The organism is Streptomyces californicus, from assembly GCF_000717645.1.
In the GTDB taxonomy this organism is placed as follows: Bacteria; Actinomycetota; Actinomycetes; order Streptomycetales; family Streptomycetaceae; genus Streptomyces; species Streptomyces californicus.
In genome coordinates this window covers 73,088-91,497 of the sequence record NZ_JNZZ01000013.1, presented here as the reverse complement: position 1 = coordinate 91,497, position 18,410 = coordinate 73,088, and the positions used below count along the sequence as shown (strand labels likewise).

Here is an 18,410-nt window from a genome sequence, read left to right as displayed (position 1 = left end):
GCGAGCCGCTCCGGAGGCCCGCCCGGAGACCCGTCCGGGGCCCCGGCCCGACCGCCTTCCGGAAGAGGCGCCGGACGCGGGCGGTGCGAGGCCCCCGGCCCCCGGTGGTGCCCCCGGCCCGGTGCGGGTCTAGCCTCGCGATGTGGACAATTCAACCGTCTCCCCCCGTGAAGGCGACGAGAACCGTCGCAGCCGGCCCCGCGTCGGCCACATCCAGTTCCTGAACTGCCTGCCGCTCTACTGGGGCCTGGCGCGCACGGGAACCCTGCTCGACCTGGAGCTCTCCAAGGACACCCCGGAGCGCCTCAGCGAGCAGCTCGTCAGGGGGGACCTGGACATCGGTCCGGTCACCCTCGTGGAGTACCTGCGCAACGCCGACGACCTGGTGGCCTTCCCCGACATCGCGGTCGGCTGCGACGGGCCCGTCATGTCCTGCGTGATCGTCTCCCAGGTCCCACTGGAGCAGCTCGACCGGGCCCGGGTGGCCCTCGGCTCGACCTCCCGCACCTCGGTACGCCTCGCGCAGCTCCTGCTCGCCGAGCGGTACGGGGTCCGGCCCGACTACTACACCTGCCCGCCCGACCTGGGGCTGATGATGCAGGAGGCGGACGCCGCCGTGCTGATCGGCGACGCCGCGCTCCGCGCCAACCTGCACGACGCGCCCCGCCTCGGGCTCCAGGTCCACGACCTGGGGCAGATGTGGAAGGAGTGGACGGGGCTGCCGTTCGTCTTCGCCGTCTGGGCGGCCCGCAAGGACTTCCTCGCCGCCCACCCCGAGCAGGCGGCCCAGGTCCACGAGGCGTTCCTGGCCTCCCGGGACCTCTCCCTGGAGGAGGTCGCCAAGGTCGCGGAGCAGGCGGCCCGCTGGGAGGCGTTCGACGCGGAGGTGCTGGAGGAGTACTTCACGACGCTCGACTTCCGCTTCGGCCCCGACCAGCTCGCCGGCGTCCGCGAGTTCGCCCGCCGGACGGGTGAGGACACCGGCTACCCGGCCGATGTCCGGGTGGAACTGCTCGGCGGCTGACCGGCCCCGCGCCGGAATTCGCTTTCCTCCCGGGAGAGGGCGGCCGGAGCGGACGGGGGCACCGGGAAAGGCAACCGGTTGCCCCATGGCAATGCCGGATACTGCGCCCGTCGCGGATACCGCTCCGATACGGCTGCGGATACCGCCCCGGTTGTCGTTTCGGCATACCGCTCCGCTGGGGAATGCGGTGGGGAAAGGGAACGCGGGAGCGAGGGAACGGCACATTCGCGCCTTTCCCCGGAGTGAAGTGGCGAAAAGATCCCCTCCTGACCGGGGTAAGGGGTCATGGTCCGGCAGTTCCCGGTGACCACGCCGGGCGCGCCCCCTAGGCTTCGGTCCGGACCCGGGCCGCCCGCCGGCTCTGCCACGCACGGCTTCGCCGCACACGGCTCCGCCACCCACGGCGCGCCGTCCACGGGTCCACCGTCCGCAGGGTTCACCGTCCGCAGGGTCCACAGGGGGAGTCCAACGATGCAGCCGCTGGAAGCGGGCGAACCGCGCACCATCGGTGCCTACCGACTGCTCGGCAGGCTCGGCGCGGGCGGCATGGGCCGGGTCTACCTGGGGCGCAGCGCGGGCGGGCGTACGGTCGCGGTCAAGGTCGTCCACCCCCACTTCGCGCTCGACGAGCAGTTCCGCGCCCGGTTCCGGCGCGAGGTGGACTCCGCCCGGCGTATCGGCGCCCAGTGGACCGCCCCCGTTCTGGACGCGGACCCGGACGCGCCGGTGCCGTGGGTGGCGACCGGTTACGTGGCCGGGCCGCCGCTCTCCCAGGCGGTCACCGAGCACGGCCCGCTGCCCGAGCCCGCGGTGCGCACCCTCGGCGCGGGTCTGGCCGAGGCGCTGGACGCCGTCCACGGCCAGGGCATCGTCCACCGCGACGTGAAGCCGTCCAACGTGCTGCTGGCCCTCGACGGCCCCCGCCTCATCGACTTCGGCATCGCGCGGGCCCTCGGCGCGACGGTCTCGCTCACCTCCACCGGGGTCTCGGTCGGTTCGCCCGGCTACATGGCGCCCGAGCAGATCCGGGGCCGGGACGTCACCGGCGCGGCCGACGTCTTCTCGCTGGGCGCGGTCCTGGCGTACGCGGCGACGGGCGAGGCCCCCTTCCCCGGCGACTCCTCGGCCGTCCTCCTCTACAAGGTGGTCCACGAGGAGCCCGAGCTGGGCGAGTTGGCGGGCGAGCTGCGCGAGGTGGTCGCGGGGTGCCTGGCCAAGGACCCGGCCGACCGCCCCGCCCCGGCCGAGCTGGCCCGGGTCCTCGCGCCGGACGGGGCGGCGGCGATGGTGGCGGGCGGCTGGCTGCCGGGCCGGCTGGTGCGCGAGGTCAGCCGCTCGGCCGTGGCGCTGCTGGACCTGGAGCCGCAGGAGGGGCCGGTGCAGTCGGGGCCCGTACCGTTCAGCAGCGCCTCGCTCGGGGCCGGCCCCGCGACGGACGCCCGCGGCGGCGCGTTCGGGCCGCCCGTGCCCCCGCCGCCGCCGGGGGTGCCGCCCCGCACCCCCGGCCCGTCCGACGCCCCGCGCCGGTCCGCCGCCGACCCGTCCGGATCGCTCGCGGGGGTACCGGGGGCGCCGCACCCGCCGACCGAGCACGAGGGCACCTACCGGCAGAGCACCGTCGGCGACCGCAGGCCCGGCAAGGGCGGGCTGCCGGGGCAGCGCACCGCCGGCCCCCGCCTCTCGTTCACCGTCGGCGCCGAGGACCGGCCGGGCGCCGGGGAGCGCCGCGCCCGCCGGGTCAGCTGCACCGTCGCCCTGGCCGTGGCGGGCGCACTCGCCGTGGTCACCCTCGGCACCGGTCTGCTCGACGGGCTCTTCCCGGACGGCGACGCCGACCGGGGCAACGACACGGCGGCGAAGCCGTCGTCCTCCACCACCGCCTCGGGCGAGCCGACGCCCACCGACTCCGGGAAGCCGTCGCCCACCGGTTCCGACGGCGCGAGCGAGGCCCCGCTGGCCGCGCTGCCGAAGGCGTACGCCGGCACCTGGAAGGGCCCGGTCACCGAGCGGACGAGCGGTCAGCCGCACGGCACGCTCACCGCCGTCTTCACCGAGGGCAAGCTCGGCGAACAGGTCGTCCGGATGAGCACGACCATCTCCCAGCTCGGCATCACCGTCACCTGCAACAGCGTCGGCACCCTCTCCTCCGGCACCGCGAAGGAGCTGGACGTCCACGAGACCACCGACCCGGACCGCCCCAGCACCCCCGGCCTCTGCACCGCGTCCGAGGCCGACCTGGTCTTCCGCCTCAACGACGACGGCACCCTGTACTACCGGTCGAAGGAACGTGCCGCCGGGCTGCCGTACGGGACGCTCACCCGGTCCGGCGGCTGATCGCGCGGGGGGCTGGCGTACGCTGGATCGGTCCGTGGATCGTCAGAGAAACCGCCGAAAGGTGACAGCCCGGTGACCGAGAAGGCCGACCTTCAGCCCGTCCTCGACCGAGCCGCCGCAGGCGGACGGATCACCCCCGAGGAGGCGCTCGACCTCTACCGGTCCGCGCCGCTGCACGCCCTGGGCGCCGCCGCCGACGCCGTACGCCGCCGCCGCTACGCCGGTACGGAGCACATCGCGACGTACATCATCGAGCGCAACATCAACTACACCAACGTGTGCGTGACGGCCTGCAAGTTCTGCGCCTTCTACGCCCCGCCGAAGGCCACCGACAAGGGCTGGACCCGCGACCTCGACGACATCCTGCGCCGCTGCGCGGAGACCGTGGAGCTCGGCGGCACCCAGATCATGTTCCAGGGCGGCCACCACCCGGACTTCGGCGTGGAGTACTACGAGGAGCACTTCTCCGCGATCAAGAAGGCGTTCCCGCAGCTCGTCATCCACTCGCTGGGCGCCTCCGAGATCGATCACATGGCCCGGATCTCGAAGGTCTCCGCCGAGGAGGCCATCCGCCGCATCCACGCCGCCGGGCTCGACTCCTTCGCCGGCGCGGGCGCCGAGCTGCTGCCGGCCCGGCCGCGCACCGCCATCGCCCCGCTCAAGGAGTCCGGCGAGCGCTGGCTGGAGATCATGGAGATCGCCCACGGCCTCGGCGTCGAGTCGACCTCCACCATGCTGATGGGCACCGGCGAGACCAACGCCGAGCGCATCGAGCACCTCAGGATGATCCGGGACGTCCAGGACCGCACGGGCGGCTTCCGCGCGTTCATCCCGTACACCTACCAGCCGGAGAACAACAAGCTGAAGGGGCAGACGCAGGCCACCCTCTTCGAGTACCTGCGGATGATCGCCATCGCCCGGCTCTTCCTCGACAACGTCGCCCACATCCAGGGCTCCTGGCTGACCACGGGCAAGGAGGTCGGCCAGCTCTCGCTGCACTACGGCGCGGACGACCTCGGCTCGATCATGCTGGAGGAGAACGTCGTCTCCTCCGCCGGGGCCAAGCACCGCTCCAACCGGCTGGAGATCATCGACCTGATCCGCAAGGCGGACCGGGTCCCCGCCCAGCGCGCCACGACCTACGAGCACCTCGTCGTGCACGACGATCCGGCGAACGACCCGGTCGACGAGCGCGTCGTCTCGCACATCTCCTCGGTCGCGATCGAGGGCGGCACCGCGCACCCGGAGCTGAAGCTCCTCAACGCCAACTGACGCCCCTGTGCTGACGATCCACGCCGCGCCCCTGGTCCTTCCGGTGGGTGCGGCGGCCGTCGTGGACGGGGCGGTCGCGGTGGACGGGGACCGCGTCGCCGCGCTCGGCCCGTACGCGGAGGTCGCCGCCGCCCACCCGGCCGCCCGGGTCCGCCGCTGGCCCGGCCTCCTCACGCCCGGACTGCGCCAGGACCGGGCCGCCGATCTGCTCACCCGCTGCTACCACCCGGACCCCCGCGAAGCCGACGAGCTGGGCGAACTCCCCTTGTGGGGCGAGGCGTTCGAGCGGCTGGCGGCGACGATGGACGCGACCCGGCGGTCCGGCAGCATCCGGCGCGGCCTCCAGCGGATGCTGCGCCACGGCACGACGCACCTGGCCGGCCCCCTCGGCGCGGACGACCCGGCCCTGCGCACGGCGGTCGCCCGGTCGGGCCTGGTGCGGGTCCCGGGCCCGCCCGCCGGGGCCGCGCCCGTAGGCGACAAGGCGCCGGACCCGGACCCGTTCGCGGCGGGCGGTGACCTGGCCCGTACCGCCCACGGTCCGCTCCGGGTGGGCGGCCGGGCCGACCTCGCGGTCTTCGACGTGCCGGACGAGGCGGCGCTGTACGGGGGAGGGCCCCGGCCCTGCGTGGCGACGGTGCTCGCGGGCCGGCTGGTGCACCGGGCCCGCTGAGGCCGGGGGCGCGTTTACCGAGTCCGTCTCCGGGCCTGCTGAGGCCGTTTCCGGGTCCGCTGAGGCGGCTTCCGTACGGTACGGCCGGCTCAGGGCACCTTCGGGCCGCCCAGGTAGCGGCCCTTCGCGTCGTACGGCCAGGCGTTGGCGACGCACCCCTTCAACCCGTCGATCTGCTGCATCATCGCGGGCGCGGGACGCCCCTTCCCCGGGCACGTCTCGTGGCCGCGCCCCAGCCAGTGGCCGACCTCGTGGTTGACGATCAGCGCCCGGTACTCCGCGACGGGCCCGTCGAACTGCGGCGAACCGAGCAACCAGCGCTTGAGGTTGACCATCACCTTCTCGCCGCCCCGGCAGTTGACCTCGCCGCGCGTCTTCAGGCCGTACGCACCGCACATCCGGTCCGTCGTCGCCGGGGTGGCGATCCGGATCACCAGTCCGGCCGAATCGTCGGCGACCTGGCGGAACGTCCGCTCGCCGCCGTGCCCCCAGCCGCGCGGATCGGCGAGGACGGCGGCGATCTCCTCGGCGGCCCGGTCGGGGTCCACGTCGATGCCGTCCTCCACCTCGACCCGGTACGGGCTGCCCTTCCCCTTCTTCGTGACGCCCGCCCGCGCCACGGTGAACGTGCCGTCCCCGGCCTCGGGTATCTCCTCGGCGTCCGTCCCGCCTTCCCCGGCGGAGGGCGTGGGCGGGGGAGCGGGGGCGTCAGCGAGCGGTTCCGCCGCGTTGTCCGGGCCGCCCGCCGGGGCCGTGGCGGCCGGGGCCGCGTCCACCGGCCCGCCGCCGTCCGCCCCGGGGCGGGCGACGAGCAGCGCCGCGCCCGCCAGCACCGCGAGCGTGAGCACGGCGAACGCGGCCACCCGCCGCCGGCTCCGCTGCCGCCGCCGCAACCGCGACCGGGCGGCCGACCGGGAGCGCGGCGCGACCGGAGCACCGCCCCCGGCGCTCGGCGCCCGGGGCGGCAGCGCGCGCAGCCGGAAGGTGTCCTTGTCGGGCGTGGGCAGGGCGGTGGGACGCGGCATGGCGGGGCGTGGCTCCGTACGTCGGGGACAGGGCGCGGGTGCGGCGGTGGGGGCGCGGGGAGAGGGACGGCGGGGCGGACGGTCCGGGTTCCGGACGAAGGCGGGAACGTGCGGCAGGCGCGGGCGGCGGCAGATGGCAGGCGGTCGCGAGCACCCCGCCCCCCTCTCGCGGAGCGCCCCCTCCCCTCTTACAGAGCGTCCGTGTGCCGAAAAGGTTGAAGAATAGTGAAGATCGATTCGAGGAGGGTACGGCGGGGTCGCCTCCCAACGGGACGCCGAGCGGGGCGTGATGGGGCCCGCCCCGCTCGGAATGCGCCGTTCAGGTCAGGGGCCCGGCCCCCGGAATGCGCCGTTCAGATCAGGGGATCGGTCCCCGGAACGTGCCGTTCAGGTCAGGGGGATCAGGGCCACGATGCGCTTGCCCCCGGGCTGGAGGGTGACGGTGACCTGCTGCGAGAGGCGGCGGATCAACGGCCAGCCATAGCCCCCGATACGACCGGGGCGGGCGGAGTCGTCGGCGCTGTCGACCGGGAGTTCGCGGCTGGCGTCCATGACCGTGAGGCGCAGCCCCTCATCGGTGAGCTCGGCCGCGAAGCCGGTGATGCCGCCTCCGTGCCGTACGGCGTTGGTCACCAGCTCCGAGGTGACCAGCAGGGCGTCGGCCACGACCACGTCGGCCGCCAGGCCCTCGCTGACCGGGCCGCAGAACTGCGTCGTCAGGAGCCGCATCACGGCGTCGCGCGCGTCGGCCGCGTTGGCCGGGACAGGACGGGTCACGGACGCATCCAGCCCACCGGCCGGATGCGAACCGCGCTCCACCATCTCGTGTCCCTCGTACATCGTTGACTGTCACGTGCCCGGCCGGGCCGCGGTGCACGCCGGCCCGTGAGGCGGTTTCCGTTCATCCGGCGATCGCCGTCTCGACGTCGGCCGCGAACCGGAACGCGTCCGAGGTCCCGGTGACCTCGAACAGGCGGCGCACATTCACGCTCAGCGGACCGGCCAGCACCAGGCGCCTCCCGGCGCTCTCGTGCTCGCGCAGACCGTCCAGCAGGGCGTGCAGAGCGGTCGAGTCGGCGAACCCCACGCCCGACAGGTCCACCACGGTCAGCCGGCCTTCGCCGGTCGTCGCCGCTGCCAGCGCATCGGCCATTCCGGCCGTACCGTCCCAGCTGTCCAGGTTGCCCCGGACGCGGATCAGTACGACACCGTCGCCGACGGTCTCCAGGGCCGCGCTCACGTCCACTCCCCTCACACACCTGCACTCACCGTATCCTCCCGCGCCCCCGGCCCTCGGTCCGCGTATGCCCCGTGAGCGGTCCACGGAACGGGCGCGGGGCGTCTCACTTCCTGGCGGACGCCTGGTGCGGGCGGGAAACGCTGTGCTAGAACAACGCCCGTGACAGTCGATCGCCTTCTGGTGGAGTGCCTCCACATCGATCTCTGCCGCGTCTCCAGCGCATCCTGTTGATGCCCTCGGCCGGCGGCATCCTCCGCGATGCCCGCCTGATGCCCGCGCGCGTCTCCGCCGGCCGCGCTCACCGCGCCGTACCCGCTCTCCGCGCCTGAGCCGTTCCGCTCTCCGCGCCTGAGCGGCTTCACCCTCCGCGCCCGAGCCGCTTCCGGACCGCACCGCCCCGCATCGCCTCCCGTCCCCGACCGCGTCCCGTCGTGCCCCGGCACGCACCGACGCGTCGCCGCGCGTCAGCGCACGCCCCCTCGTCCCACGTGCCCTCGTCCCGCGTCCCGCCGGGCCCGCCCTGCCGGGTCCCGAGGGCCGCCGCCGTCCTTCCCGTCCACCGGGCCCGCCTTCCCCAACCGGCCCGGCGGACGCGCCACGACTCCGGAGACCCCGCCATGCCCCCATCCCCGCCCCTGCGGGAACGGACCGCCGGCCCCGCGGCCCCGCCCGACGCCGTGCCCCCGGACCCGCCGGTCGCGGACGCCGGACGGCAGCGGCCCGAACGCGCCGCGCTGCTGCGCCGGATCGGCCTGCGGGTCCTCGCGCTCGCCGTCCTGCTCGGCCTCTGGCAGACGGTGACCGCGCTCCAGCTCTGGTCGCCGGTCCTGGTGCCCTCGCCCGCCGCCGTGTGGCAGGCGCTGCTGGAGACCTCCGGCACCCACGACGGCGTCCGCGGCTACCAGGGGCACACCCTGGTCGAGCACCTCGGGATCAGCCTGCGCCGGATCCTCATCGGGGCCGGGGCGGGCGTGGCCGCCGGGCTCGTGCTCGGCGTCCTCATGGGGACGCTGCCCTGGGTACGGGTGGTGCTGGAGCCCGCCGTGGCGTTCCTGCGCACCCTGCCCCCGCTCGCCTACTTCAGCCTGCTCATCATCTGGTTCGGCATCGACGAGGCCCCCAAGCTGTGGCTGCTGGCCATCGCCGCGATGCCGCCGGTCGCCGTCGCCACCGCCTCCGCCGTGGCGTCCGCGCCGACCGCCCTGGTCGAGGCGGCCCGCGCGATCGGGGCCCGGCGCCGACAGGTCGTCACCTCCGTCGTGCTGCCCTCCGCCCTGCCCGAGATCCTCGTCGGCGTCCGGCTCGCCTTCGGCATCGCGTACTCCTCCGTCGTCGCCGCCGAGACCGTCAACGGGCTGCCGGGCATCGGCGGCCTCATCCGGGACGCCCAGCGCTACAACCAGTCCGACACCGTCGTCCTCGGCCTCTTCGCCATCGGCGTCTCCGGCCTGCTCATCGACGCCGCCCTGCGCCTCCTGTCCGACCGCCTCGCCCCGTGGCGCGGCCACACCTAGACCACCCCCCACGGCCACAACTCCCCACCGCCCCAAGCCACTTCCGTACGAAGGACACACCCATGCCCCGAACACGCGGCCCGCTCCGCCTCTCCTCGATCGCCGTCACGCTCGGCGCCCTGCTGGCGGTGACGGCCTGCGGTCAGGGCGGCGGCTCCGGCGACGGGGGCGACGGCGGGAAGACGATACGCATCGCCTACCAGGCGTTCCCCAGCGGCGACCTGATCGTCAAGGAGAAGGGCTGGCTGGAGAAGGCGCTTCCCGGATACGACGTCAAGTGGACCAAGTTCGACTCCGGGGCGAGCATCAACACCGCGTTCGTCGCCGGGTCCGTGGACCTCGCCGCGATCGGCTCCAGCCCGGTGGCCCGGGGCCTCTCCGCGCCGCTGAACATCCCGTACGAGGTCACCTGGGTGCTCGACGTCGCCGGGGACAACGAGGCGCTGGTCGCCCGCGACGGCTCCGCGATCTCCTCGGTGAAGGACCTGGCGGGCAAGAAGGTCGCCACCCCGTTCAGCTCCACCTCCCACTACAGCCTGCTCGCCGCCCTCGACCGGGCCGGGGTGGACGCCTCGAAGGTCCAGCTCCTCGACCTGGAGCCGCAGGACATCCTGGCCGCCTGGACGCGCGGCGACATCGACGCCGCCTACGTCTGGCTGCCGACGCTGGACGAGCTGAAGAAGACCGGGAAGGTCGTCGTCTCCAGCCGCGAACTCGCCGCCGCGGGCAAGCCGACCCTCGACCTCGGCGTCGCCTCCACCCGCTTCCTCAAGGCCCACCCCGACGTCCTCCCCGCCTGGCGCAAGGCCCAGGCGCGCGCCCTCGACCTCATCCACGACGACCCCGCCGCCGCCTCGGCCTCCGTGGGCAAGCAGCTCGGCATCAGCCCCGCCGACGCGGGCTCCCAGCTGAAACAGGGCATCTTCCTCAAGCCCGCCGAGCAGGCCGACGCGAAGTGGCTCGGCGCCCCCGGCAAGGCCGGCGGCCTCGCGGACAACCTGCACAGCGCCGCGCGCTTCCTCGTCGACCAGAAGCAGATCGACGCCGCACCGGACATCGAGGCCCTGCGCGAGGCCGTCCACACGGAAGGGCTCAGCGATGCCGTCAGCCCCTGACACCGAGAAGACCCGGGCCCCCGAGCCGCCGGGGAGCGCCCCCGTCGTCTCCGTACGCGGTCTGCGGCACTCCTACGGCAGGGGCCCGGACGCGGTCACCGCGCTCGGCCCGCTCTCCCTGGAGATCCCGGCCGGTGAGTTCCTGGTCCTCGTCGGACCCTCCGGCTGCGGCAAGAGCACCCTGCTGCGGCTGATCGCCGGCTTCGAGCACGCGGCCGAGGGCTCGGTCGAGGTGTTCGGGGAGCGCCCCGAACCCGGCGGCCGGGCGGGCATCGTCTTCCAGCAGCCGCGCCTCTTCCCCTGGCGCACGGTCGGCGACAACATCGGACTCGCGCTGGCGTACGCCGGTGTGCCCCGGTCCGAACGGCCGGAGCGTGTCGCGGGGCTGCTGGACCGCGTCGGACTCGCCGGCACCGCCGGACGCCGGGTCTGGCAGATCTCCGGCGGCCAGCAGCAGCGCGTCGCCATCGCCCGCGCCCTGGCCGGCGGCAAACGGCTGCTGCTGCTCGACGAACCCTTCGCCGCGCTCGACGCGCTCACCCGGGAACGACTCCAGGAGGACCTGCGCACCATGAGCGCCGAGACCGGGACCACCGCCGTGTTCGTCACCCACAGCGTGGACGAGGCGGTCTTCCTCGGCTCCCGCGCGATCGTCCTCACCAACCGCCCGGGGACCGTCGCCCTCGACCTCCCCATCGGCTTGCCCCGCACCGGAGCCGGCCCCGACGAACTGCGCGGCCTGCCCGCGTACGCCGCCCTGCGCGCCGAGATCGGCACAGCGGTGCGCGAAGCGGCCGGCTGACCCGTACGCCCGACCCCCACCGGAGGAGGAGCACCATGACCACCACCACCGCACCCCCCGGGCTGCGCGCCCACCGCATCCCCGCCGACGGCCTGTACGAGGGCCCGCGCACCCTGCGCCGGGTCCCGGATGGCTGGACCGACCGCCCGTACGAGCGCTTCCGCCTGGTCCCGCTCGGCCGGGTCATCGGCGCCGAGATCCACGGCGTCGACCTGACCCGCCCCCTGGACCCGGCCGTGCGCGCCGAACTGGACCGGGCGCTGCTGGAGTGGAAGGTGCTGTTCTTCCGCGATCAGCACCTCACCTCGCTCCAGCAGCGGGCGTTCGCCGGGCAGTGGGGCGAGCTGGAGACCAACCCGCTGCTCGCCACCGGCGACGACCCGGAGGTCGCCCGGCTCGACCGCACCGCCGTCCCCACCTTCGAGAACGTCTGGCACGCCGACGTCACCTTCCGCGAGCGCCCCGCCCTCGGCGCGGTCCTCCAGCTCCGCGAGGTGCCGCCGGTCGGCGGGGACACGCTGTGGGCGGACATGGCCGCCGCCTACGACGACCTGCCCGAGGAGGTGAAGGAGCGCGTCGAGGGGGCGCGTGCGGTGCACGACTTCATCCCCGGGTTCGCCCGCTTCTCCCCGCCGGAGCGGCTGGCCGCGCACCAGGAGCGGTTCCCGCCGGTCGAGCACCCGGTGGTGCGCCGCCACCCGGTCACCGGCCGCCGGACGATCTTCGTCAACGCCTCCTTCACCACGCGCATCGTCGGCTTCGCGCAGGAGGAGAGCGACCGGCTGCTGCGGCTGCTCTTCCAGCAGGCCCACGCCCCGGAGTACCAGGTGCGGTTCTCCTGGCGGGCGGGCGACGTCGCGTTCTGGGACAACCGGGCCACCCAGCACTACGCCGTCAACGACTACGCCCCGCACCGCCGGGTCGCGGAACGCGTCGCCATCGCGGGCGACCGCCCCCGCTGATCCCGGGGACGCGGCTGCTTGAATGGAAGGGTGACCCGAGCCTCCCTGGAAAAGCAGCCGCACGAAGTCGCCTCGATGTTCGACGGGGTGGCGGCCAACTACGACCTGACCAACGACGTGATCTCGCTCGGCCAGGCCCGGCTGTGGCGCAAGGCGGTCGCCCGCGCGGTCGACGCCCGCCCCGCCCAGAAGGTCCTGGACCTGGCGGCGGGCACGGCGACCTCCTCGCAGCCCTTCGTGAAGGCGGGCGCCTACGTCGTGCCGTGCGACTTCTCGCTCGGCATGCTCAAGGTCGGCAAGGAGCGCCACCCCTGGATGCCGTTCACGGCGGGCGACGGCATGAAGCTGCCGTTCCGGGACGAGACGTTCGACACCGTCACCATCTCCTTCGGGCTGCGCAACATCCAGGACACCGAGGTCGCCCTGCGCGAGCTGTACCGGGTGACGAAGCCCGGCGGCAAGGTCGTGATCTGCGAGTTCTCCCAGCCGACCTGGACCCCGTTCCGCACGGTCTACACGGAGTACCTGATGCGGGCGATCCCGCCGACCGCCCGCGCGGTCTCCTCCAACCCGGACGCGTACGTCTACCTCGCCGAGTCCATCCGCGACTGGCCCGACCAGCCCGCGCTCGCCGCACTGCTCCAGAAGGCGGGCTGGTCCAAGGTCGCCTGGCGCAACCTGACGGGCGGCGTGGTGGCCCTGCACCGGGCCACCCGCGCCTGAGGCCCCCCCGCCGCTACCGGCGGGTCGGGCCATCGGTCACCTCCGGGGCCTCACAGCTCCAGCCGGAAGCAGACCGCCACCTGCCCGCGAGGGGTGTCGTACGACTCGGCGCGCCGCATCCCGAGCCGCTCCGCGACCGCCATCGACCGGGCGTTCCGCTCGTGGACCATCGCGACGACCTCGCCCACCCCCGCCGCCCGTACCCGCTCCAGCGTGGTGCGGGCGGCGGCGGAGGCGTACCCGCGCCCCCACGCCGTACGCCCGAGGCGCCAGCCGATCTCGATCGCTCCGACCGGGCCGTAGTGCGCGTGCGGCCACGGCTGCGCCCCGGTGAACCCGAGAACGGCGTCCTCCTCGTCCGTGAGCGTCCACAGGCAGTAGCCCAGCTCCGCGTCGTGCCGCCGCTGGCGCGCGGTCAGCTCCTCGTAGTCGCAGAGGTCGGCCCGGCGGCCCCCGAAGAACTCCATCACCTCGGGGTCGTCGAACACCCGGTACCAGGTCAGGGCGTCCTCGTCGGTCGGGACACGGAGGCGTACGGCGGGGGCCGAGGCGTGGGGCGTGGCAGGCGCGATCGACATGTGGGAGCCCTTCGGAGGGTTGGTCTGCAGGCCCCCATAGACTGCACGGGACATGTGCCGCGCGGCACGCGAATTCGAGTCTTCGGGAGATCCGACCGTGACCGAGCCCCTGACCGAGAACAGCGCGGACGTGATCGTCGTCGGGGCGGGCCCAGCCGGCTCCACGACCGCCTACTACCTCGCCAAGGCCGGACTCGACGTCCTGCTCCTGGAGAAGACCGCCTTCCCCCGCGAGAAGGTGTGCGGCGACGGGCTCACGCCCCGCGCCACGAAACAGCTCGTCTCCATGGGGATCGACATCTCCGAGGAGGCCGGCTGGCTGCGCAACAAGGGCCTGCGCATCATCGGCGGCGGCGTCCGCCTCCAGCTCGACTGGCCGGAACTCGCCTCCTACCCGGACTACGGGCTGGTCCGCAAGCGCGACGACTTCGACGAGCAGCTCGCCCGGCAGGCGCAGAAGGCCGGCGCCCGGCTGTACGAGCGCTGCAACGTGGGTGCGCCCATCCGCGACGAGCGCACCGGCCGCATCACCGGCGTGGAGGCGAAGATCGGCGAGGAGAAGACCCCGGTCACCTTCCACGCCCCGCTCGTCGTCGCCGCCGACGGCAACTCCACCCGGCTCTCCCTCGCGATGGGCCTGCACCGCCGCGACGACCGCCCGATGGGCGTGGCCGTGCGGACGTACTTCACCTCGCCCCGCCACGACGACGACTACCTGGAGTCCTGGCTGGAGCTGTGGGACCGGCGCGGCGCCGAGGACCGGCTGCTGCCCGGCTACGGCTGGATCTTCGGCATGGGCGACGGCACCTCCAACGTGGGCCTCGGCATCCTCAACTCCTCCTCCGCCTTCAAGGAGCTGGACTGGCGCGAGGTGCTCAAGGCGTGGTGCGCCTCGATGCCGGAGGACTGGGGCTACACCCCGGAGAACATGACGATGCCCATCCGGGGCGCGGCCCTCCCGATGGCCTTCAACCGCCAGCCGCACTACACGAAGGGCCTCCTGCTCGTCGGTGACGCGGGCGGCATGGTCAACCCGTTCAACGGCGAGGGCATCGCGTACGCCATGGAGTCCGGCCAGATCGCGGCCGACGTCATCGTCCAGGCGCACGCCCGCGCCACCCCGGCCCAGCGCGAACTGGCCCTGAACAACTACCCGAAGGTGCTCAAGGAGACCTACGGCGGCTACTACACGATGGGCCGCGCCTTCGTGAAGCTGATCGGCAACCCGAAGGTCATGAAGGTCGCCACCCAGCGCGGCCTGACCCACCCGCTGCTGATGAAGTTCACGCTCAAGATGCTGGCCAACCTGACCGACCCGCAGGGCGGCGACGCGATGGACCGCATCATCAACGGCCTGTCGAAGGTGGCCCCGAAGGCGTGACGCCGCCCGGCGCCGGTCGAGTCGTGATGTGACGTTCCGTCAGAAAGCGGGAGGCGCTGATCCGTTGGCGGCCGCCTCCCGGGCCCGCTCGTAGTGGCGGGCGACCCGGGCGCGGTTGCCGCAGGCCGGGGTGCACCACCCCTGCCGGCCGTGGCTGCGGACGAAGTACCGTGCGCAGCGCGGCGCGTGGCAGGCCCGCAGGTGCTCGCGCTGCGGCCCGCTCAGGAAGTCGACGGCGTCCCGCGCCAGTGCGGCGATCAGTCGGACCCGCGGGTCGGCCTCCGCCGAGGACAGGGTGGCCGAGGGCGGCCCTTCGGTGGGCCAGCGGAGCTGCGGCGCCACCAACTCCCGGGCGGACGCGTCGTTCAGGGCGGCCAGCGCCTCGCCCGCGGGCATCAGACGATGGGCGTCGACGGGGCTGGGTGGGGCCGGATCGACCGCCCGCGCGAACAGCGACCTCGCCGCTCCGCGCACCACGAGGACCGCTTGCCTCACTTCCTCGTCCACGATCAGTCCCCCGATGCCGCCGACGTTCCCGGCCTGACGACGGATCCATCTGCCGGTCGCCCCGACCGTGCCCAGTTCGTCGAGGACGCCGCCGTCCCCGCCGAGGCGGATGGTGTTCGCGAGTTCCGTCACGGGCCGCTGTGTCATGAGTGGCTCCCCTCGCCGTCTTCTGAACGCCTGTACTCTCCAGCCTAAAGTCCTAATGTCAAACCACGTATTAACATTAGGTGGCCGGTAGGGGCGGTGCCGGTGTTTCCGAAGCCGCCATTCCGCTTCCTGCCCGGGTTAATCCACGGCACCCCAGGTGATCGTGTGCGATGATTTGCGCGCCCCCGGTAACCGTCCGCACGGATCGACCGGCCGGCGTCCGCCCCCCCGAACCGCTGCCAGCGGCGTCACGCGGGGCGCACCGAATATTTTCTTGATGCACACTCACATCGAACGCGGCCGGCGGGGTACAGACAGCCGGTAAAGCGCTGCGACCCCGAGGACTGACAGCCATGACGACCGCCTCTCTGCCCCAGCACCAGGGCCTCTTCCTGGAGCCCAGCTTCACCGTGGACCTGACCGCGATGGACGACGACGAGGACTTCGACACCGCGTACGACGCTCCGCCCGCGCCCACGACCTCGGCCAGGGAGCCGGAGCGGACCAAGCAGCGCTCCCGCCGCCGCTGACCGGCCCGACCGGCCAGGCCGCCGCCGGCCGGTCCGTTCGAACGGCGAGGTGCCCCCGGCCGCCGGGGGCACGCGCCCCGCGCAGTCGCTTCCGCGCAGCCTCCGTACGCGTCAGCTCGCCCGGGGTACGTGCCCACGCAGCCGGCTCCGTACGACCTCCGTACCCGTTCGGCTCGCCCGGGGTACGCGCCGTGCGGCCGCCCCCGTACGGCCTCCGTACGCGTCGATCCGCCTGGAGGCCGCGCCCCGTCGCCCCGCCCCGTTCATAAGCCGCTGGAGTCCCCGGCGCCCGGGCGGTAGGCTCCCGTTCCATGTCCAGCCCCGAGTCCGACAGACTCCGGCCACCGGTGCGCCGGTGGCCGTGTTCCCGCTGAGCGTCGCCGGCTGACCCTCCAGGTCCCCGGCCCCCTTCGCCACGGTTCCACGCCCGCCGGACCACCGCGGGTACGGGCCGTTCCCCCCTCGCGTCACCTCCGTACGCAGGGTTCGTGCCACCGGCCGACCCCCGGCACAGCACACCGCCGGGTCCGGTCGCCGCCGGGCACCTCTCGCGCCGCCCCGTCCGGGCGTCCGCGCGACCCGTATCCCGCCCTCCGGTCTGTCTGTCCACGCGACGTTCCGTCCAAGGGGTACTCACCCATGCCATTCGCCGTATACGTCCTGGGGCTCGCGGTCTTCGCCCAGGGCACCTCCGAATTCATGCTGTCCGGGCTGGTCTCGGGCATCGCCGCCGACCTCGGCGTCTCCCTCTCCTCCGCCGGCCTCCTCACCTCGGCCTTCGCCGTCGGGATGGTCGTCGGCGCGCCGCTGATGGCGCTGGCCGGCCGCGCCTGGCCGCGCCGCCGCGCCCTGCTGTTCTTCCTCGCCGTGTTCATCGCCGTCCACGTCGTCGGCGCACTCACCCCGAGCTACGGGGTGCTCCTCGCGACCCGGTTCGTCGGGGCCCTCGCCAACGCGGGGTTCTGGGCGGTGGCCCTGACGACCGCCGTCGCGCTCGTACCCGACCGGCTCAAGGGCCGGGCCACCGCCGTCGTGGTCGGCGGGGTGACGATCGCCTGCGTGGTGGGCGTCCCGGCCGGCGCGGTGCTGGGGGAGCACTGGGGGTGGCGGTCCGCCTTCTGGGCCGTCGCACTCGTCTCGCTGCCCGCCGCCGTCGCGGTGCTGCGCGCCGTCCCGGGCGGCCGGGGTACGGAGGAGGCCGCCGCGCCCGTCCCCGTACGCGACGAGCTGCGCGTGCTGACCGGCCCCCGGCTGCGGCCCGTGCTGCTGACGATGGCCCTGGTACAGGGGGCGACGTTCTGCACGTTCTCGTACCTGGAGCCGCTGCTGACCCGGGAGACGGGGCTCGGGGCGGGCTGGGTGCCGGTGGCCCTGGCGCTCTTCGGGGCCGGGTCGTTCGCCGGGGTGACGGTGGCGGGCCGGTTCGCCGATGCCCGTCCGGTCGCGGTCGTCGCCACGGGCATGACCGCGCTTGTCCTCGGCTGGTCGGCGCTCGCCCTCGCGGCGGCCCACCCGGTGCTCGTACTGGTGCTGATCCCCCTGCTCGGCATGCTCGCCTTCGGTACGGGCACCGCGCTGATCACCCGGGTCCTGGGCCTGGCCCCCGGTGCCCCGACGCTGGCCGGAGCCTTCTCGACGACGGCGTTCAACCTCGGCGCGACGGTGGGCCCGTGGGCGGGCGGCCTGACGCTGGACGCCGGCCTGGGCTACCGGGGACCCGTCTGGGTGAGCGCCCTGCTGATGGTCCTGGCGCTGCTCACGGCAGGGGCGCGGGGGCTGACGGGGCGTACGGGAGGTGCCCCTGCATCGGGTCGTGCGGTCGGCCGGGCGGAGGCGGGGCGTCGAGGCTGAGGTAGAGGAGGGGGCGCACATGCCACTCGATGTGCCGCCCCTTGCGGAGCATCAACGTGAACCCGCACGCCTCGCCCCGGTGCAGGGCGCCGAGCGCGGACACCCAGCCGCCCTGCTCCGAGAAGTGGAGGGCTCGCCCCGCCTCGTGCGGGGTGAGCCCGAGGACGTGGCTGGAGCGCAGCTGTACGCGCAGGACGCGGATGGCGTCACGAGGGGTGGCGAGGACCCGGAGGTCGACGGGCTCGGGGACGAACCCGTCGGCCGGCCCGTACCGCAGGACCTCGAACCGGAACCCGCGCTGCCGATGGGCCTGTACGAGGGGGAGGGTGCGGGGCGAAGTGCGCATGGTCGACCGTCCGATCGCAACGTCCGGGGCACCGGGCGCCCACAGGGCCGCCCGGTCCAACGTCGGTGACGGTAGCTCTGTAGCTACGGCAGGCGCAAGGGTGTTACGCCCCAATGGTGCGCCCGAACATGTGAGCGCCCCTCGCCGTCCAGGGGCAGGTGTCGAAGGGCGTCACAGGGCGGCTCAGATCAGATGGTCGAACTCGCCTGCCTTTACGCCCAAGAGGAACGCCCGCAGCTTTGATGTGCTGGTGGTGACGATCACGTGAGGATCATCGCTCTCGCGTAGTTGAATCATGCCGTCTACGGGGGCCAGTTCGATGCAGTTCTGATTGTCGTCCGGACCCGAGAAGGAAGACTTCTGCCAGTTGATTGCCTCGGTCATGC

At 73.8% G+C, this 18,410-nt stretch carries 19 protein-coding genes; 12 read left to right on the top strand and 7 right to left on the bottom strand.

Going from position 1 to position 18,410, the window contains the following annotated elements:
• Positions 1-142: 142 nt before the first annotated feature.
• The 4 genes from IF19_RS0118095 (at position 143) to IF19_RS0118080 (ending at position 5,303) form a co-directional block, all read left to right on the top strand.
• Positions 143-1,024, top strand: coding sequence for a menaquinone biosynthetic enzyme MqnA/MqnD family protein (locus IF19_RS0118095; protein WP_030277657.1), 882 nt, complete (start codon positions 143-145; stop codon positions 1,022-1,024).
• A 471-nt stretch (positions 1,025-1,495) separates the two neighbouring features.
• Positions 1,496-3,358, top strand: a complete 1,863-nt coding sequence (locus tag IF19_RS0118090; RefSeq protein WP_030112959.1) for a serine/threonine-protein kinase — start codon at positions 1,496-1,498, stop codon at positions 3,356-3,358.
• A 72-nt stretch (positions 3,359-3,430) separates the two neighbouring features.
• Entirely contained in the window at positions 3,431-4,630 is a 1,200-nt protein-coding gene (gene mqnC, locus IF19_RS0118085) for a cyclic dehypoxanthinyl futalosine synthase (protein WP_030112958.1), read from the top strand.
• A 7-nt stretch (positions 4,631-4,637) separates the two neighbouring features.
• A complete protein-coding gene (locus IF19_RS0118080; RefSeq protein ID WP_030112957.1) occupies positions 4,638-5,303 on the top strand; it encodes an imidazolonepropionase-like domain-containing protein in 666 nt (221 codons plus the stop codon).
• A gap of 89 nt (positions 5,304-5,392) precedes the next feature.
• Here the strand turns inward: IF19_RS0118080 and IF19_RS0118075 are convergent, their stop codons facing one another.
• From IF19_RS0118075 to IF19_RS1000000138290, 3 genes are all read right to left on the bottom strand, one after another.
• A complete protein-coding gene (locus IF19_RS0118075) occupies positions 5,393-6,328 on the bottom strand; it encodes a DUF3152 domain-containing protein (RefSeq protein ID WP_030277654.1) in 936 nt (311 codons plus the stop codon).
• A 387-nt stretch (positions 6,329-6,715) separates the two neighbouring features.
• The gene (locus IF19_RS0118070) at positions 6,716-7,105 is read right to left on the bottom strand and encodes an ATP-binding protein (RefSeq protein ID WP_306340471.1); all 390 of its coding nucleotides are present in this window, start codon (positions 7,103-7,105) and stop codon (positions 6,716-6,718) included.
• A gap of 124 nt (positions 7,106-7,229) precedes the next feature.
• Complete coding sequence (locus IF19_RS1000000138290) at positions 7,230-7,574, bottom strand: STAS domain-containing protein (RefSeq protein ID WP_030112953.1); 345 nt, start codon at positions 7,572-7,574, stop codon at positions 7,230-7,232.
• Between the two features lie 611 nt (positions 7,575-8,185).
• On the opposite strand from IF19_RS1000000138290, the gene IF19_RS0118060 reads away from it, so the two are divergent.
• From IF19_RS0118060 to IF19_RS0118040, 5 genes are all read left to right on the top strand, one after another.
• Positions 8,186-9,082, top strand: a complete 897-nt coding sequence (locus IF19_RS0118060) for an ABC transporter permease (RefSeq protein WP_030112952.1) — start codon at positions 8,186-8,188, stop codon at positions 9,080-9,082.
• A 62-nt stretch (positions 9,083-9,144) separates the two neighbouring features.
• Positions 9,145-10,197, top strand: coding sequence for a taurine ABC transporter substrate-binding protein (locus tag IF19_RS0118055; protein ID WP_030112951.1), 1,053 nt, complete (start codon positions 9,145-9,147; stop codon positions 10,195-10,197).
• The gene (locus tag IF19_RS0118050) at positions 10,181-10,999 is read left to right on the top strand and encodes an ABC transporter ATP-binding protein (protein ID WP_030277652.1); all 819 of its coding nucleotides are present in this window, start codon (positions 10,181-10,183) and stop codon (positions 10,997-10,999) included. The genes IF19_RS0118055 and IF19_RS0118050 overlap by 17 nt, the downstream gene beginning before the upstream one ends.
• Positions 11,000-11,034: 35 nt before the next feature.
• Positions 11,035-11,961, top strand: a complete 927-nt coding sequence (locus IF19_RS0118045; RefSeq protein WP_030196685.1) for a TauD/TfdA dioxygenase family protein — start codon at positions 11,035-11,037, stop codon at positions 11,959-11,961.
• 30 nt (positions 11,962-11,991) lie between these two features.
• Entirely contained in the window at positions 11,992-12,684 is a 693-nt protein-coding gene (locus tag IF19_RS0118040; RefSeq protein WP_030196686.1) for a demethylmenaquinone methyltransferase, read from the top strand.
• Between the two features lie 50 nt (positions 12,685-12,734).
• On the opposite strand, the gene IF19_RS0118035 is transcribed toward IF19_RS0118040, so the two are convergent.
• The gene (locus IF19_RS0118035; RefSeq protein WP_030112945.1) at positions 12,735-13,262 is read right to left on the bottom strand and encodes a GNAT family N-acetyltransferase; all 528 of its coding nucleotides are present in this window, start codon (positions 13,260-13,262) and stop codon (positions 12,735-12,737) included.
• Positions 13,263-13,359: 97 nt separating this feature from the next.
• On the opposite strand from IF19_RS0118035, the gene IF19_RS0118030 reads away from it, so the two are divergent.
• Positions 13,360-14,643, top strand: coding sequence for a geranylgeranyl reductase family protein (locus IF19_RS0118030; RefSeq protein WP_030112944.1), 1,284 nt, complete (start codon positions 13,360-13,362; stop codon positions 14,641-14,643).
• A gap of 39 nt (positions 14,644-14,682) precedes the next feature.
• On the opposite strand, the gene IF19_RS0118025 is transcribed toward IF19_RS0118030, so the two are convergent.
• The gene (locus IF19_RS0118025; RefSeq protein ID WP_030112943.1) at positions 14,683-15,297 is read right to left on the bottom strand and encodes a CGNR zinc finger domain-containing protein; all 615 of its coding nucleotides are present in this window, start codon (positions 15,295-15,297) and stop codon (positions 14,683-14,685) included.
• Between the two features lie 353 nt (positions 15,298-15,650).
• Here IF19_RS0118025 and IF19_RS1000000137695 point away from each other — a divergent pair, with 353 nt between their 5' ends.
• Both IF19_RS1000000137695 and IF19_RS0118015 read left to right on the top strand, forming a co-directional pair.
• Positions 15,651-15,827: a hypothetical protein gene (locus IF19_RS1000000137695; protein WP_167345082.1), complete on the top strand. Its 177-nt coding sequence runs from the start codon at positions 15,651-15,653 to the stop codon at positions 15,825-15,827.
• Between the two features lie 639 nt (positions 15,828-16,466).
• Entirely contained in the window at positions 16,467-17,678 is a 1,212-nt protein-coding gene (locus IF19_RS0118015; RefSeq protein WP_030112942.1) for a Cmx/CmrA family chloramphenicol efflux MFS transporter, read from the top strand.
• On the opposite strand, the gene IF19_RS0118010 is transcribed toward IF19_RS0118015, so the two are convergent.
• Both IF19_RS0118010 and IF19_RS0118005 read right to left on the bottom strand, forming a co-directional pair.
• A complete protein-coding gene (locus tag IF19_RS0118010; RefSeq protein WP_030112941.1) occupies positions 17,584-18,024 on the bottom strand; it encodes a hypothetical protein in 441 nt (146 codons plus the stop codon). The genes IF19_RS0118015 and IF19_RS0118010 overlap by 95 nt on opposite strands.
• Before the next feature lie 183 nt (positions 18,025-18,207).
• Entirely contained in the window at positions 18,208-18,408 is a 201-nt protein-coding gene (locus IF19_RS0118005) for a DUF397 domain-containing protein (RefSeq protein ID WP_030112940.1), read from the bottom strand.
• Positions 18,409-18,410: the final 2 nt, after the last annotated feature.

Bases quoted from the DNA above. Each gene is read 5' to 3' on its own strand.
- IF19_RS0118090 (WP_030112959.1), top strand. From the start codon at position 1,496: ATGCAGCCGCTGGAAGCGGGCGAACCGCGCACCATCGGTGCCTACCGA.
- IF19_RS0118075 (WP_030277654.1), bottom strand. From the start codon at position 6,328: ATGCCGCGTCCCACCGCCCTGCCCACGCCCGACAAGGACACCTTCCGG.
- IF19_RS0118060 (WP_030112952.1), top strand. From the start codon at position 8,186: ATGCCCCCATCCCCGCCCCTGCGGGAACGGACCGCCGGCCCCGCGGCC.
- IF19_RS0118055 (WP_030112951.1), top strand. From the start codon at position 9,145: ATGCCCCGAACACGCGGCCCGCTCCGCCTCTCCTCGATCGCCGTCACG.
- IF19_RS0118050 (WP_030277652.1), top strand. From the start codon at position 10,181: ATGCCGTCAGCCCCTGACACCGAGAAGACCCGGGCCCCCGAGCCGCCG.
- IF19_RS0118045 (WP_030196685.1), top strand. From the start codon at position 11,035: ATGACCACCACCACCGCACCCCCCGGGCTGCGCGCCCACCGCATCCCC.
- IF19_RS0118035 (WP_030112945.1), bottom strand. From the start codon at position 13,262: ATGTCGATCGCGCCTGCCACGCCCCACGCCTCGGCCCCCGCCGTACGC.
- IF19_RS0118025 (WP_030112943.1), bottom strand. From the start codon at position 15,297: ATGACACAGCGGCCCGTGACGGAACTCGCGAACACCATCCGCCTCGGC.
- IF19_RS1000000137695 (WP_167345082.1), top strand. From the start codon at position 15,651: ATGACGACCGCCTCTCTGCCCCAGCACCAGGGCCTCTTCCTGGAGCCC.
- IF19_RS0118015 (WP_030112942.1), top strand. From the start codon at position 16,467: ATGCCATTCGCCGTATACGTCCTGGGGCTCGCGGTCTTCGCCCAGGGC.
- IF19_RS0118010 (WP_030112941.1), bottom strand. From the start codon at position 18,024: ATGCGCACTTCGCCCCGCACCCTCCCCCTCGTACAGGCCCATCGGCAG.
- IF19_RS0118005 (WP_030112940.1), bottom strand. From the start codon at position 18,408: ATGACCGAGGCAATCAACTGGCAGAAGTCTTCCTTCTCGGGTCCGGAC.